Annotated in this window: 14 protein-coding genes; 9 read left to right on the top strand and 5 right to left on the bottom strand. The window is 51.4% G+C overall.

The features are described 5' to 3' along the window. Entirely contained in the window at positions 1-648 is a 648-nt protein-coding gene (osmW, locus tag AC5JPW_RS25775) for an osmoprotectant ABC transporter permease OsmW (RefSeq protein WP_494244352.1), read from the top strand. After that, the gene (osmV, locus tag AC5JPW_RS25770; protein WP_494244351.1) at positions 648-1,796 is read left to right on the top strand and encodes an osmoprotectant ABC transporter ATP-binding protein OsmV; all 1,149 of its coding nucleotides are present in this window, start codon (positions 648-650) and stop codon (positions 1,794-1,796) included. The genes osmW and osmV overlap by 1 nt, the downstream gene beginning before the upstream one ends. Before the next feature lie 53 nt (positions 1,797-1,849). Here osmV and bioD read toward each other — a convergent pair whose 3' ends face one another. The 3 genes from bioD to AC5JPW_RS25755 form a co-directional block, all read right to left on the bottom strand. Continuing rightward, positions 1,850-2,545, bottom strand: a complete 696-nt coding sequence (gene bioD / locus AC5JPW_RS25765; RefSeq protein ID WP_494244349.1) for a dethiobiotin synthase — start codon at positions 2,543-2,545, stop codon at positions 1,850-1,852. A gap of 125 nt (positions 2,546-2,670) precedes the next feature. Beyond that, positions 2,671-3,891, bottom strand: a complete 1,221-nt coding sequence (gene mlc, locus AC5JPW_RS25760; RefSeq protein ID WP_494244348.1) for a sugar metabolism global transcriptional regulator Mlc — start codon at positions 3,889-3,891, stop codon at positions 2,671-2,673. A 130-nt stretch (positions 3,892-4,021) separates the two neighbouring features. Next, positions 4,022-4,918, bottom strand: a complete 897-nt coding sequence (locus AC5JPW_RS25755; RefSeq protein WP_494244346.1) for a LysR family transcriptional regulator — start codon at positions 4,916-4,918, stop codon at positions 4,022-4,024. Between the two features lie 108 nt (positions 4,919-5,026). Here AC5JPW_RS25755 and AC5JPW_RS25750 point away from each other — a divergent pair, with 108 nt between their 5' ends. Beyond that, on the top strand, positions 5,027-6,277 hold the full coding sequence (locus tag AC5JPW_RS25750) for an MFS transporter (protein WP_494244344.1): 1,251 nt from the start codon (positions 5,027-5,029) through the stop codon (positions 6,275-6,277). Between the two features lie 57 nt (positions 6,278-6,334). On the opposite strand, the gene AC5JPW_RS25745 is transcribed toward AC5JPW_RS25750, so the two are convergent. Next, complete coding sequence (locus AC5JPW_RS25745) at positions 6,335-6,427, bottom strand: KPN_01571 family protein (protein ID WP_494244342.1); 93 nt, start codon at positions 6,425-6,427, stop codon at positions 6,335-6,337. A 224-nt stretch (positions 6,428-6,651) separates the two neighbouring features. Between AC5JPW_RS25745 and AC5JPW_RS25740 the strand changes: the two genes are divergently transcribed. Next, positions 6,652-7,626: a UV damage endonuclease UvsE gene (locus AC5JPW_RS25740; protein WP_494244340.1), complete on the top strand. Its 975-nt coding sequence runs from the start codon at positions 6,652-6,654 to the stop codon at positions 7,624-7,626. 103 nt (positions 7,627-7,729) lie between these two features. Beyond that, the gene (locus tag AC5JPW_RS25735; RefSeq protein WP_494244339.1) at positions 7,730-8,248 is read left to right on the top strand and encodes a phosphoribosyltransferase; all 519 of its coding nucleotides are present in this window, start codon (positions 7,730-7,732) and stop codon (positions 8,246-8,248) included. 55 nt (positions 8,249-8,303) lie between these two features. On the opposite strand, the gene AC5JPW_RS25730 is transcribed toward AC5JPW_RS25735, so the two are convergent. After that, positions 8,304-9,311: a GlxA family transcriptional regulator gene (locus AC5JPW_RS25730; protein WP_494244451.1), complete on the bottom strand. Its 1,008-nt coding sequence runs from the start codon at positions 9,309-9,311 to the stop codon at positions 8,304-8,306. A 119-nt stretch (positions 9,312-9,430) separates the two neighbouring features. Between AC5JPW_RS25730 and AC5JPW_RS25725 the strand changes: the two genes are divergently transcribed. From AC5JPW_RS25725 to AC5JPW_RS25710, 4 genes are all read left to right on the top strand, one after another. Then, positions 9,431-10,216, top strand: coding sequence for an alpha/beta hydrolase (locus AC5JPW_RS25725; protein WP_494244337.1), 786 nt, complete (start codon positions 9,431-9,433; stop codon positions 10,214-10,216). 12 nt (positions 10,217-10,228) lie between these two features. Continuing rightward, entirely contained in the window at positions 10,229-10,858 is a 630-nt protein-coding gene (locus AC5JPW_RS25720) for an FMN-dependent NADH-azoreductase (RefSeq protein WP_494244335.1), read from the top strand. Positions 10,859-10,867: 9 nt separating this feature from the next. Further along, the gene (locus AC5JPW_RS25715; protein ID WP_494244334.1) at positions 10,868-11,176 is read left to right on the top strand and encodes a YciI family protein; all 309 of its coding nucleotides are present in this window, start codon (positions 10,868-10,870) and stop codon (positions 11,174-11,176) included. A gap of 429 nt (positions 11,177-11,605) precedes the next feature. Further along, positions 11,606-13,171 carry a methyl-accepting chemotaxis protein gene (locus tag AC5JPW_RS25710; RefSeq protein WP_494244333.1) on the top strand — a complete coding sequence of 522 codons (1,566 nt, stop codon included), beginning with the start codon at positions 11,606-11,608 and terminating at the stop codon, positions 13,169-13,171. The last annotated feature ends 174 nt before the right edge of the window (positions 13,172-13,345 follow it).

The raw sequence follows: 13,345 nt of genomic DNA, 5'->3' as shown, positions 1-13,345 counted from the left end.
ATGGATACGATTCACTACATGATCGACAACTGGGGTTATCTGGCGACCCTGACGTTCCAGCATCTTTGGCTGGTGCTGCTCGCCGTAGGACTGGCGATCGTGATTGGTGTGCCACTGGGCATTCTGATTGTGCGTCACAAATGGCTAGCGACACCGGTTCTGGGGCTGGCAACGCTGGTGCTGACCATTCCGTCTATTGCGCTGTTCGGCCTGATGATCCCGCTGTTTTCACTGGTCGGCCAGGGTATTGGCGCTTTGCCCGCCATCACCGCCGTATTCCTTTACTCACTGCTGCCGATTGTGCGCAACACCCACACCGCCCTCGACAGCCTACCCCCCGGCCTGCGTGAAGCAGGACGCGGCATCGGTATGACTTTCTGGCAGCGCCTGCGCTGGGTGGAGATCCCGATGGCGCTGCCGGTGATTTTCGGCGGGATTCGTACCGCCGTAGTGATGAATATTGGCGTCATGGCCATTGCCGCCGTGATTGGCGCAGGCGGCCTGGGGCTGCTGTTACTGAACGGCATCGGCGGAAGTGACATTCGTATGTTGATTGCTGGTGCGTTGATGATTTGTTTGCTGGCCATCGTACTTGACTGGTTACTGCACCGTTTACAGGTGGTTCTGACACCGAAGGGGATTCGATAATGATTAAACTGGAAAATCTGACCAAACAATTTAACCAAAAAAACGGCCAGACAATGAAAGCCGTCGATAACGTCAATCTTAACGTGCCGGAAGGCGAAATGTGTGTGCTGTTGGGGCCATCAGGCTGCGGCAAAACCACCACGCTTAAGATGATCAACCGGCTGATCATGCCCAGCAGCGGTAAGATCCTGATTAACGATCAAGACACCAGCGAAATGGACATTGTCACCCTGCGTCGCAACATTGGTTATGTCATTCAGCAAATTGGCCTGTTTCCGAATATGACCATCGAAGAAAACATCACCGTCGTGCCACGCATGCTGGGCTGGGATAAAGCCAAATGCAAATCACGCGCCGAAGAACTTATGGACATGGTGGCGATGGATTCGAAGAAGTTTCTCCACCGTTACCCGCGTGAAATGTCCGGCGGGCAGCAGCAGCGTATAGGTGTGATTCGTGCGCTGGCGGCGGATCCGCCGGTACTGCTGATGGATGAACCTTTCGGTGCGGTCGACCCGATTAACCGTGAAGTTATCCAGAACCAGTTCCTGGAGATGCAGCGGACGCTGAAAAAGACCGTGATGCTGGTGAGCCATGATATCGATGAAGCGCTGAAACTGGGCGATCGCATCGCGGTGTTCCGACAGGGTCGTATTGTGCAGTGCGCCAGCCCGGATGAGTTATTAGCCAAACCGGCTAACGAATTTGTCGGCTCGTTTGTGGGTCAGGACCGCACGCTTAAACGCCTGTTGCTGGTATCTGCGGGCGATGTGACCGACAAGCAACCAACGATCACTGTGCGTGAATCCACCTCCGCCGCAGAAGCCTTCACCCTGATGGATGACAATGACATCCGCGCCATCACCGTCGTCGATGGCGAAGGGAAACCATTGGGCTTTGTGAAGCGTCGCGAAGCACGCAACGCGCAGAGCAGTTGTGCGGAACTTCTGCATCCGTTCCGTATCACCGGCAAAGCCGAAGATAACCTGCGTATTGTGCTGTCACGATTGTACGAAAGTAACACCAGTTGGATGCCCATTGTGGACGAAGGCGGACGTTACAACGGGGAGATTTCGCAGGACTATATTGCCGAATACTTAAGCTCTGGCCGAACCCGCCGGGTGCTTAATATTCATAGTGATGTGTGATAACGCGTGACGGGTATTCCCCTCCTCCCAAAAGGGTGAGGGGAAACAACCAATTACGCCAGAATCCGCTCCGCAACCAGCATCCCTTTCGCCATCGTCAGATTGATATACTGAGATAAGTCACGCTGTTCAGCGCGCGGAAGATACGGCAGTTCGCCCACCAGCGGTGCTGGCAGTTTGCGGCTCAGAACATTGATGATTTCGGCATAGTGCGCAAGACCCGGATTTATGCGGTTTGCGACCCAGCCAATCAGCGGCAGCCCATCGCTGGCAATCGCCTGAGCCGTTAACAGGGCGTGGTTGATACAACCCTCCTGAATGCCGACCACCATCACTACCGCCATTTGCTCCTGCACCACCCACTCAGAAAGCGGACGCAGATCGTTCATCAGGCTACGCCAGCCGCCGGTACCTTCGACCACCACATGGTCAACCCGATCGCATAAGTGCGCCAGGCCGTTGGACAGCAGGGTGTAGTTTATAGGAAAACTATGCGCGACACTGCTTTCATCTTCGCTCAGCGCAATAGGATTGACTGCGGAATACGGTAACTCTATGGAAGAAACGCTCTGCAGAACCATGGCATCTTTATTACGCAGGCCTTCAGGTGTCTCTTTACTCCCTTTAGCGACGGGTTTGTAACCCGCGACGGTCCTACCGCTGGCCGCCAGCGCCTGAAGCAGCGCGCGGGACACCACTGTCTTGCCGACAGAGGTATCTGTCCCTGTGACAAAGAAACGCTTAAGCATCGCTAACCCCACCGTTTTGCTACGAAAATATAAATCAGGAAAATAATTCAGTGGGGAAAGTCTACGTTAGCCGTAGATTGCTCAGCTTGAGATAGCGCAATTTTTAGTACAACAGTGAAAAAATGTTAACCCTGTAACAAACGGATAAGGAGTGAGCCGTTATACATCGCGTCTTTGACCAGCGCAGCTCCCGCCATAGTGCCCTGGTTGGTGAATTGCGTGCTTTCCACGGCGATATGCTTACTGTAAGCCGGGAGCGCCTGCTGGCGGATACAGTCTGCAATGGCGGGAAAGAGGATGTCTGCAGCTTTGCTCAGCGGCGAACCGATAAGGATTTTTTGTGGGTTGAATAAATTCACCATAATGGCGAGGATACGTCCGACATTCGCCCCCACACCGGCGATAATATCTTTTGCCAGCAGATCGCCCCGCTGGGCGGCATCACATAAGGATTCAACCGTCAGCGGCTGTTGATGCAACATCGAACTCATCGACTGGCTCATGCGCAGCTGTGCCAGCTCCAGCACGCTTTCCACGCTCGCAATCGTTTCCAGGCAACCGTGGTTGCCACAGTAGCAGCGCTTACCGTAAGGATCGACCTGCGTATGCCCAATTTCCACCAAGCTGCTGCTACCGGCATGGAGCAGTCGCCCATCAGTAATGACACCCGCACCCACGTTATGATCGATAACCACCTGAATCACATCGCGGGCACCACGTGAGGCGCCGAACAAGGCTTCTGCCATCGTCCAGGCGCTGATGTCATGCTGGACGTAAACCGGCACACCGGTGTGCTTTTCCAGCGCTTCACCCAGCGGCATGTCTTTCACGTCTTCATAAAACGGCATACGGTGCACAATGCCATTTTCAGTATCAATAATACCGGGCAGCGTGATGGCGATGGCCGTCAGACGTTCCAGCTTCTGGGTGTGGCGAGTAAAGAACGTATCAATATGGTCAATAATACGCGCCAACAAAGGAGTCTCATCGGAGAGCGGCAGTTCGCGCTTCTCCTCCACCACCAGCTTGCTGCTGAGATCGCGCAGGGAGAGATAAATCTCCCCCCGGCTGATACGTAAAGAGAGATAGTGCCAGGCTTCAGTCTCCACCATCAGCCCGACAGCCGGGCGTCCGCGGCTTCCAGGCTCCTGGATTTCGGTCTCCTGAACCAGGTGTGCTTCGAGCATTTCGCGCACAATCTTGGTAATACTGGCAGGCGCAAGTTGGGCCAGCCGTGAAAGATCGATACGCGATACCGGGCCAAGCTGATCAATAAGGCGGTACACCGCCCCCGCGTTGGTCTGCTTAATTTGATCAATATGACCAGGCTGACTATCAGCAACCACCTAAGACTCCCTTTATTTTTGAGCTCGAAATAAACTTTTCGATATGGTGAAGCACTTCAATACTCGCCGTCAAATATTTACGTAGCCTTGTGATTTACAGCACATTTTACAGGGTCAATCTGCGCATTTTTTACCCATTCACCGCCGCAATGAGTTTTTGTTTGAAACGCCGTGCCGCTGTTCCCTGTTCGCGGTGTTTTGCCCACACCAGCCACATTTCTGAAATCGCATCGTCTTCAATAATCGGAACCCAGCGAATTTCATTCAGTTGCACACGACGAAAAGACGCGGGCAGAATCGATACACCCAACCCGGCGGCCACCAGTCCGACAATGGTCATCGCTTCCCCCACCTCCTGGGTGATGGTTGGCGTCAGGTTATAGCGTCGCAACAGCCCCAGAATATCGTCATACAGCCCGGTGCCGACGTGCGGATCGAAAAAGACAAACGGCTCGCGCGCCAGCTCCACCAGCGACACGCCAGGCTTAGTCGCCAGAGGGTGATCGCGATGAATCATCGCCAGCAGAGGTTCACGCAGTATCACTTCCCAGGCCAGTGTGTCCGGCAGCAAGGTGTTACGCATTAACCCCAGTTCCAGTCCACCGTCATTGAGCGGTGCTATCTGTTCACGGGTGTTGATTTCCCGTGTCTGGATATGCACATCCGGGTATAACTGGCGAAAAGAAGAAAGGGTATCGGAAACGGCTTTGATAAAAGGCGCAGAGGAGGTAAAACCGATACGCAGCTCCCCTGTCTCTCCCTGGTGCAAGCGGACCGCACGAGCGGCAGCATCGTCCACCTGACTTAAAATCTGCCGACTGTCGGCCAGAAACTGCCTTCCGGCAGGCGTTAGCATCACGCTGCGGTTGGTACGGGCGAGCAATCTGGCTCCAATTTGCTGTTCGAGGATTTGAATTTGCTGACTTAACGGGGGCTGAGAAATATTCAGTCGTGCTGCTGCATGGCCAAAATGTAGCTCTTCAGCGACCGCAATAAAATAGCGCAAATGGCGGAGTTCAATATTCATATCTTAAACATATCAATTGAGACTATTAATATATTAGACAGAATATTTTGCCTTTCATACCCTTATTGTTATCCCCGTCTTATCGGGATACCCATTTAAGGACTTAAAGTGAGCCGTACATCAACCGTCGATACCCTCCCTGTCAGTGGTGCCGACGACACCGCCCCAGCATTACCGACCCAATACATTAAACGTGGTACTCCCCAATTCATGCGCGTCACCCTGGCGCTTTTCTCGGCCGGACTGGCAACCTTTGCCCTGCTCTACTGCGTACAGCCTATTCTGCCAGTGCTGTCGCAGGAATTTGGCGTCTCACCGGCCAACAGCAGTATTTCCCTGTCGATTTCCACCGCCATGCTGGCAATTGGTCTGCTCTTCACCGGTCCGCTTTCGGATGCCATCGGGCGCAAAAAAGTGATGGTGACAGCCCTGCTGCTGGCGTCCTGTTGTACGCTGCTGTCAACCATGATGACCAGTTGGCACGGCATACTGGTGATGCGTGCATTGTTAGGACTTTCACTGAGCGGGGTTGCGGCCGTCGGCATGACCTACTTAAGTGAAGAGATCCACCCAAGCTTCGTGGCCTTCTCCATGGGTCTCTATATCAGCGGAAACTCGATTGGTGGGATGAGCGGGCGACTGCTCAGCGGTGTCTTCACCGACTTCTTTAACTGGCGCATTGCCCTGGCGGTCATTGGCTGTTTCGCCCTTGCCTCGGCGTTGATGTTCTGGCGTATTCTTCCTGAATCACGCCATTTCCGCCCTTCTTCTCTTCGCCCACGCACGCTGATGATTAACTTCCGCCTGCACTGGCGGGATCGCGGTTTGCCGCTGCTGTTCCTCGAAGGTTTCCTTTTGATGGGATCGTTTGTCACCCTGTTCAACTACATCGGTTATCGCCTGATGGCGTCACCGTGGATGCTCTCCCAGGCCGTCGTGGGATTGCTGTCGGTGGCCTATCTGACCGGGACCTGGAGCTCACCGAAAGCCGGTGCCATGACGGCAAAATATGGGCGTGGTCCGGTGATGCTCGGTTCGATTGCCATTATGCTTACCGGTCTGTTACTGACGCTAATTCCCTCTTTGTGGGTCATCTTCGCAGGTATGCTGCTGTTCACTGCCGGGTTCTTCGCTTCACACTCGGTCGCCAGCAGCTGGATTGGCCCACGCGCACGCCGCGCCAAAGGTCAGGCGTCATCGCTGTATCTGTTCAGCTATTATCTCGGTTCGAGTATTGCGGGTACCCTGGGGGGCGTGTTCTGGCATAACTATGGCTGGAACGGTGTCGGCGGGTTTATTGCGCTGATGCTGGTGTTAGCACTTTTCGTGGGCAGTCATCTCCACCGCCGTTTGCGTTAAACGGTGTCAACGTGAGCCCCGTTACGGCGGGGTTGTTGTTGCTCCGGGCCTGACCGACTAGAACATCACGATTATCGAAGATGCACCAATCAACTCTCTGACTGCATCAAGCGCCATCAAAGCAAACATTACCCAGACAAATGGATTCATACATTACGCTGCGTGGTTGATTTGCGTTCTGAAGCTAAGACTTATTTATTATGGTTTGCAGAATCACTCTTCGCTATGAAGCCACACTAAATTGCGGGGATTATTGTTATTCTTCATAACAACGCTTCCAACCATTGAAGAAATCAATGCAGTAAGGATGTCTCAGCCTCCGTAGCCATCGCCAGCAACTGCTACACTCACTGGCGAAGAATAACGGGGGATACATGAAATTAGGCTTTGCATGTAAGTTTCTGGATGCGCAATTTAAACAACCTTTTCCTTTTAAATCGACAACCCGTACGCGCTTTCTTAGCCTCAATAGTGATGCAAGATCAACACTGTTGCAGACGCTGTCGATAACCAACCTGACGAACCTTCATCTCACTTTAGAGCAACTGACCACTCAACCACCCGCGCTGCGGATGATGCGTATCGGCAGTGATTTGCTGCCACTGTACACCGTGCCGGAAGCCACACCAGTGTATCAGGAATTGATGCTCGAGCTTGCTCCGCTTTTTGCCCGTTGCGGCGAGCTGGCACGCGCGCACAACATTCGACTGTCCTTCCATCCCGGTCAGTATTCCGTGCTGGCGTCTGACAACCCGCAGGTGGTGGAGCGTGCACTGGAAGATCTGGAGTATCACGCAACCTGTGCCCTGCTCATGGGATATGGTCGCTCGTTTCAGGACTTCAAAATCAACATTCATATGAATGGCAAAGCGGGATTCAGCGGGTTTAAGGACGCTTTTGACAGACTCACTCCCGAAGCAAGACTGATGCTGACGGTCGAGAATGATGAAATGTCCTGCTCGCTGGATGATGTTTTGCAGGCGCAATCCCTCTGCCCGATCGTGCTCGATATTCACCATCACTGGGTAAAAGAGAATGCGTTTATTCGGCCAGACGACCCACGGATTGCCTGCATAGTCGAATCCTGGCGCGGCGTGCGCCCGGTCATGCACTACTCAATCTCCCAGGAAGGGCTCATCCCGGTACAGGGTTTTCCGGATCAGAATGCATTGGGCGTGCCGAAAACCAAACTTCGGGCGCACTCTGACTTTTACTTTAATTCCACGCTTAATGACTGGGCGCTCTCTTTTACAGAATTCGACATCATGTGCGAAGTTAAAATGAAAAATATCGCCCGCGATGCGCTCTGGCACCATGCCCAGGCAAAAGCAGACCATGCTCATTTGTGATGAGTAATGTTAATTTATGATTATTTACCGTTGAACAGGATTGCCTTAATGCTCGATTATGATACTTTTGCGTCTCCTATGAGCCAATATTTCAGGAAACGGCATGAACAGAAAACCTGTCGGCGATATCATTCTCTCCACCGAAGCGATCGCCAGCGGCGTCAGCAAGGTTGCTACAGCAATCAATCACGATTTTACCGAAGCGGTGGTGATCACTGTCGTTCCGGGCGGCACACTCTTTACGGCAGACCTGACCCGACAGCTGAATTTTCCTATCCGGATGGATTACATCTCCTGCCCACACACGCCCGGCGACAGGCATAATCAGTCAGACATCGTCTACCACCACAACATCGATATCCACAATAAGCACGTCATCATCATCGATGATGCGATTGAATCCGGTGGCACAATGAAGCGCCTGGTTGAGTTTATTTCGCAGAATTATTCTCCGGCCTCGGTCTCCGTTGCCGTGCTGTTCGTCAAACCCGGTCGGGTGACCATTCCAGTGAAACAGTATTACGCGCTGGAAATGGAAAATGACGACCTGCTGATTGGCTACGGCATGCCGTGGGAAGGGAAATATCGCAATCTGCCTTTCGTTGCGCGACTGATAAAATAACAGTTGGCCCCTTTTAATTTTATGAAGTATTAAAAGGGGCCAACAAATATCATCCTTATTTTTCTCCTCCAGCACGGTTCCTGAGCCACTCTTTATAATTACCCGGTGACATTCCCATGATGGTGTTAAAAGCACGCCTGAACGCAGTCTCATCACTGTAACCGCACGCGTTCGCGACGTGATAAATCGTGATGCCGGGTTTTTCCAGCATCAATGTTGCAGTTTCAATACGCACACGGGTAATAAACGTTTTAGGGCTTTCATGAACAAGCTCAACCATTTTGCGATTGAGCGTTCGGGTTGTCATGTTTAGCGCTGCGGCGAGTTGTTCAACGGTTATCGACGGGTTCTGATAACGCACCAGATCTTCCGCTTTGATGAGCAAAGGGTGTCGGGAGTGACGAAAACCTGCTGGCGCATAGAGTTGTTGGGAGAGCGGTTGGCTGTCGGCCACGGCCATATCCGCCGTAAGTCTGGCGGTTTGCGGACCCACTCGCTCGCGCACTATATGGAGCACCAGATCAACCCAGGAAAGTGGCCCTCCGGTAGTCATCACATTATTATCTTCCACGAGTACCCTCCCCCATATCGGTTTTGCCCGCGGATAGCGTTCTGTGAAGGTGTGGTAGAGCCACCAGGTCGTGGCGCACTTTCGTCCATCCAGTAAACCTGCCTCAGCCAACACAAATCCGCCTGCACAGGCACCTGCAACGCAGGTTCCGTGTGACGCGTGCGCTTTGACCCATGCTGCGGCATCAGCAAGCGCTCCCCTGGCGACAGGAAACTTCTCCTCATCCAGGCGCATGCCGCTGGCGATGATCAGATCAAACGTCTCATTGTCCAGGAACGCTCCGTCACACTCGATACGCCTGCCCTGCGCATCAGGAACCGACTGACCATCATGACTTATCACCTGAACGTTAAAGAAAGGTTCAGACAGCATGCTTGTACCACTCTCGTCCGGGTTTTGCGCAATCACCTGGTTTGCCAGCCAGAACATATCTGACAATCCCGCGATGGCAGATTTCATACTCCCTGGCATAGCCAGCAGGGCAATGCGCATCATCTGTTCCTCCGTCATCATATTGTCCGATTTTGCATGATATACGTCATTAAAGACACTTCATACATCACACCGTCCTTCATACACTGCACAGCATCTCGCTTACAAAAGGTTATTCGATGCGCAATCTCTTTCATCACATGAAGCGAGCAGGCTTTTTGCTCTCCTGCTTGTCCGCGGCCGCTACCTTCAACCTGCATGCGCAGGTACTGCAACTGAAAAATATCGTTCTGGTGCACGGTGCGTTTGCCGATGGTTCAAGCTGGGCTGCCGTCACCGAGCGCCTGCAGTCAAAGGGCTACCACGTCACTGCTGTGCAAAACCCCCTGAGCTCACTCAATGACGACATCACAGCAACCCAACGCGTTCTTGAACGACAACAGGGTGATGTTCTGCTGGTCGGTCATTCATGGGCAGGGGCCGTGATTACGGAGGCCGGAAACACACCAAAAGTGAAGGGGCTGGTCTATCTTTCGGCGCTTGTGCCCGACAACGGGGAATCCGTGGCCGACCTGCTGCAGCGGCTTAACGCTCCCATGGAGGGCATGGCAGCAGATAAAAATGGGCTTATCTGGCTCGATGATGCGCAGGCCTTTCACCATGTGATGGCCAACGATCTGCCAGCATCACAAGCCCGGGTGTGGGCAGCAGCCCAACAACCTATCGCCGCACTGGCTTTCACACAAAAAGTCAGACATGCGGCATGGCATGACAAACCCGCCTGGTATCTGCTTACCGAGAACGACAACGCACTAAAACCGGCAACACAGGTGCGGATTGCAACGGAGATGGGCGCAAGGCTCTCACGCCTTCCCTCCAGTCATATGTCGATGCTCTCGCATCCCGATGACGTCGCTGCACTTATTGACAAGGCGGCACGCAGCATCAACACATCAAACCACTAAGGTACAACTGTGATGAAAATCCTCCATATAGACTCAAGCATTGCTCAGGAACGTTCCGTTACTCGTCAGCTGTCTCACGAAGTGGTAAGGCAAATGACGCAGACAGGTCGATATGAAAGTGTTGTGTATCGGGATGTTGTTAAAGATGAAATTCGGCACTTAACCGGCAATATTGCCGCCGGGTTCAGACCCGTTCCGGATGGGGCGTCGGCGGGAGAGGATCTGACACGTGAGCACCAGCTTTCTGACAAGCTAGTCGAAGAATTTCTGGCAAGCGACACCCTTATCATTGGTGCCCCAATGTATAACTTTTCTGTGTCGAGCCAGCTCAAAGCCTGGCTCGACAGGCTCGCGCAGCCGGGAAAAACCTTTCGGTACACGGCACAGGGACCGGTAGGCCTTGCTGGTGGCAAAACGATCATTGTTGTCTCTGCAAGAGGCGGTTTTTACGCCAATACGCCGCTCGTTGAGATGGATTTTCAGGAGCGCTACCTGCGCAACTTCTTCGCGTTTCTCGGCATTACTCACGTGGAATTTATTCGGGCGGAAGGCATCTCGAAAGGAGAAGAGGTCAAACAGCGCGAAATTGCAAGCGCCCTCGCCTCCATCCCACATATTCTCAATGATATTTACCCGTCGTAGGAGTTTATTATGCTGCATGCTGTTACTTTATATTATCTGTGCCCAGAGGAAACATTATCCACACAACTTGATGGGCATAAACAATGGCTCATTAATGGCTTTAATGCGGGGACGATCATTTTTGCAGGGCCGTTAGGTAGCGGAACCGGTGGTTATATCCTTTTTAACAGTGAGGATGTTGACAGCGTAACTAACTGGCTGGAGGAAGATCCCTTCGTAATACATAAAATGGTAAGCGTGAATGTGCTGACGATTCTTCCGGCTCTTCGCGCCACTGCGTTTCCAGCGCAATGGGCAGAGCACGCAAAAGCATTTTGACACACATTTCGTGATACCGTCCTGAAGTCAGTCCGGCTTCAGGACTGCCGATATCCGATACTCCGTTAGTATTAAATCGCCAGCCTATTTTTTCCAACCGAATGCGCTCAGTGACAATTCTCACTATTTTTTTTGAATTTAAGTAAAACACTTATCATGATGAGAATTTAAAGAGTAACCAGCTTAATAAAAGTAAATCAGTCATCTTGAATCATCTAAGCATTAATCAAGCAAAAAAATTGGTCAGAGAAGACATTATTTTGTGGGATCGATCAATATATTACAATTGATAGCCAAAACCTATCACAATTGAAATTAATTAAGTTTCCAACGATCAATCACTAATTGTTTACGCTCTCCTGCCGATACCAGATCAGTCGACAGATGCTATGCGCAGACAGTAATGATTCACTTTACTAAGGAATGGAAATGAAAAACAAAATTAACGATAAGGTTTCTGGATTAAGCATACGAAAAAAACTAATGATATCCTTTGGGATAATATTAGCGTTAATGTTAGTGATGTCTGCCAACTCTTTCTATCGCCTCAACGAAGCCAGGGATAAAATTTCTAAAATAGTGACAGAGGACTATCCTACCACCGCGATGGGTAATAACCTGATACGCGATGCCAACGCCTCTTCTATCGATCTTCTGAATATTTTGGTTGAAACCAGACCCGAAGAAATAGCCAGACTCAGGCAACAGATTGAAGGCAGAACAAGTAGAATCAATGCGTTATATGCAACAATAAATGAATCTGCGTCCGATGCTCAATCTCAAGCACTGCTCAGCAAAATAATAGCATTACGCCAGACATATATTCAGTCCCGAGGAAATGTACTCACAAAATTAGAATCCTCCCCTCAATCTGCCATTACTGAATATGTCTCAACCACCAAACCTGCAGAAGGAAAATATACCGAAGCAATAGATGCATTCATCGAATTACAACGTGATGAAATGCAAACATCCTATACTGACTTCTTGAGTGACTTCAGCGCAAGCCGACTGGTCATGTCAGGTCTTTTCGTACTCTGTCTGGTGATCGGTATAGTTCTGTCAATTATCATTTCTGGCGCCATTGTTTCCCCCCTCAATCAGGCCGTCGAAGCAGCAAGCCGTATCGCTAATGGCGACCTCGGTGTCGATATTAAAATAACCTCGCGAGATGAAACGGGCCTTCTTGCCCGCGCCATTCATAACATGCAAGAAGAGTTAAGAAGGATCGTAACGGATATTCGTTCTGGCGCAGAAAACATAGCCACTGGTGCAACGCAAATTATGTCAGGAACTCGTGATTTATCCGCCCGGACAGAGGAGCAAGCCAGTTCTATCGAAGAAACCGCCGCCTCCATGGAGCAAATAACCGCGACGGTAAAAAATACCAGCGACAATACCATCAATGCCGTACAACTTTCTGAAATGGCCAGTACTACCGCCAAAAATAACGGCAAACTGATGGCTTCGTTGACGCATGAAATTCAGAATATCAGTGGTTCGGCGGAGAAAATGTCGGACATTATCAACCTTATTGATTCCATTGCTTTCCAGACCAATATTCTCGCCTTAAATGCCGCCGTAGAAGCTGCACGAGCAGGAGAACATGGTCGTGGATTTGCGGTTGTGGCACAGGAAGTCCGTAATCTGGCACAAAAAACCACAACGTCTTCAAAAGATATTCGTGCGTTAATTCTCAATGCCAATGAACAAACCGTACGCGGACTTGCCATGGTGAAAGAAGTGAATAACCAAATGGATCAGATGGTCACTAACGTTGATAGCGTCACCCATATTTTAAAAGAGATTGAACAGGCCAGTAATGAACAGAGCGATGGTATTCAGCAAATCCATATTGCCATCGGCCAGATTGATACAACAACCCAGCAGAATGCGGCCCTCGTCGAAGAGTCGGTAGCGGCCTCATCCATGCTCAACGATCAAGCCAGCTCAATGAATCAGCTGGTCAGTGTGTTTCGTTTATCCGCCGTCTGATCGCTTAAAAAATCACGCATCCTGTGCCGACCGCCTGATACCCGCTTCCCTGAAGCGGGTATCAGGTGACACGGCCTGCCACCTTCCCGAGTCCCAGCGCCAGAGAGAAAGGGGGAATCACTCCAGTTTTTTGCTATCCTCCCTGACACGCAATTTCATTCACGCAACTCACGG

It is taken from the genome of Phytobacter sp., from assembly GCF_059074235.1.
The sequence above is the reverse complement of the archived record's forward strand: the minus strand, read 5'-3'. Positions and strand labels throughout refer to the sequence as shown.

Coding starts and splice junctions, on each gene's coding strand:
- osmW (WP_494244352.1), top strand. CDS start 1: ATGGATACGATTCACTACATGATCGACAACTGGGGTTATCTGGCGACC.
- osmV (WP_494244351.1), top strand. CDS start 648: ATGATTAAACTGGAAAATCTGACCAAACAATTTAACCAAAAAAACGGC.
- bioD (WP_494244349.1), bottom strand. CDS start 2,545: ATGCTTAAGCGTTTCTTTGTCACAGGGACAGATACCTCTGTCGGCAAG.
- AC5JPW_RS25755 (WP_494244346.1), bottom strand. CDS start 4,918: ATGAATATTGAACTCCGCCATTTGCGCTATTTTATTGCGGTCGCTGAA.
- AC5JPW_RS25745 (WP_494244342.1), bottom strand. CDS start 6,427: ATGAATCCATTTGTCTGGGTAATGTTTGCTTTGATGGCGCTTGATGCA.
- AC5JPW_RS25740 (WP_494244340.1), top strand. CDS start 6,652: ATGAAATTAGGCTTTGCATGTAAGTTTCTGGATGCGCAATTTAAACAA.
- AC5JPW_RS25735 (WP_494244339.1), top strand. CDS start 7,730: ATGAACAGAAAACCTGTCGGCGATATCATTCTCTCCACCGAAGCGATC.
- AC5JPW_RS25730 (WP_494244451.1), bottom strand. CDS start 9,311: ATGCGCATTGCCCTGCTGGCTATGCCAGGGAGTATGAAATCTGCCATC.
- AC5JPW_RS25725 (WP_494244337.1), top strand. CDS start 9,431: ATGCGCAATCTCTTTCATCACATGAAGCGAGCAGGCTTTTTGCTCTCC.
- AC5JPW_RS25720 (WP_494244335.1), top strand. CDS start 10,229: ATGAAAATCCTCCATATAGACTCAAGCATTGCTCAGGAACGTTCCGTT.
- AC5JPW_RS25715 (WP_494244334.1), top strand. CDS start 10,868: ATGCTGCATGCTGTTACTTTATATTATCTGTGCCCAGAGGAAACATTA.
- AC5JPW_RS25710 (WP_494244333.1), top strand. CDS start 11,606: ATGAAAAACAAAATTAACGATAAGGTTTCTGGATTAAGCATACGAAAA.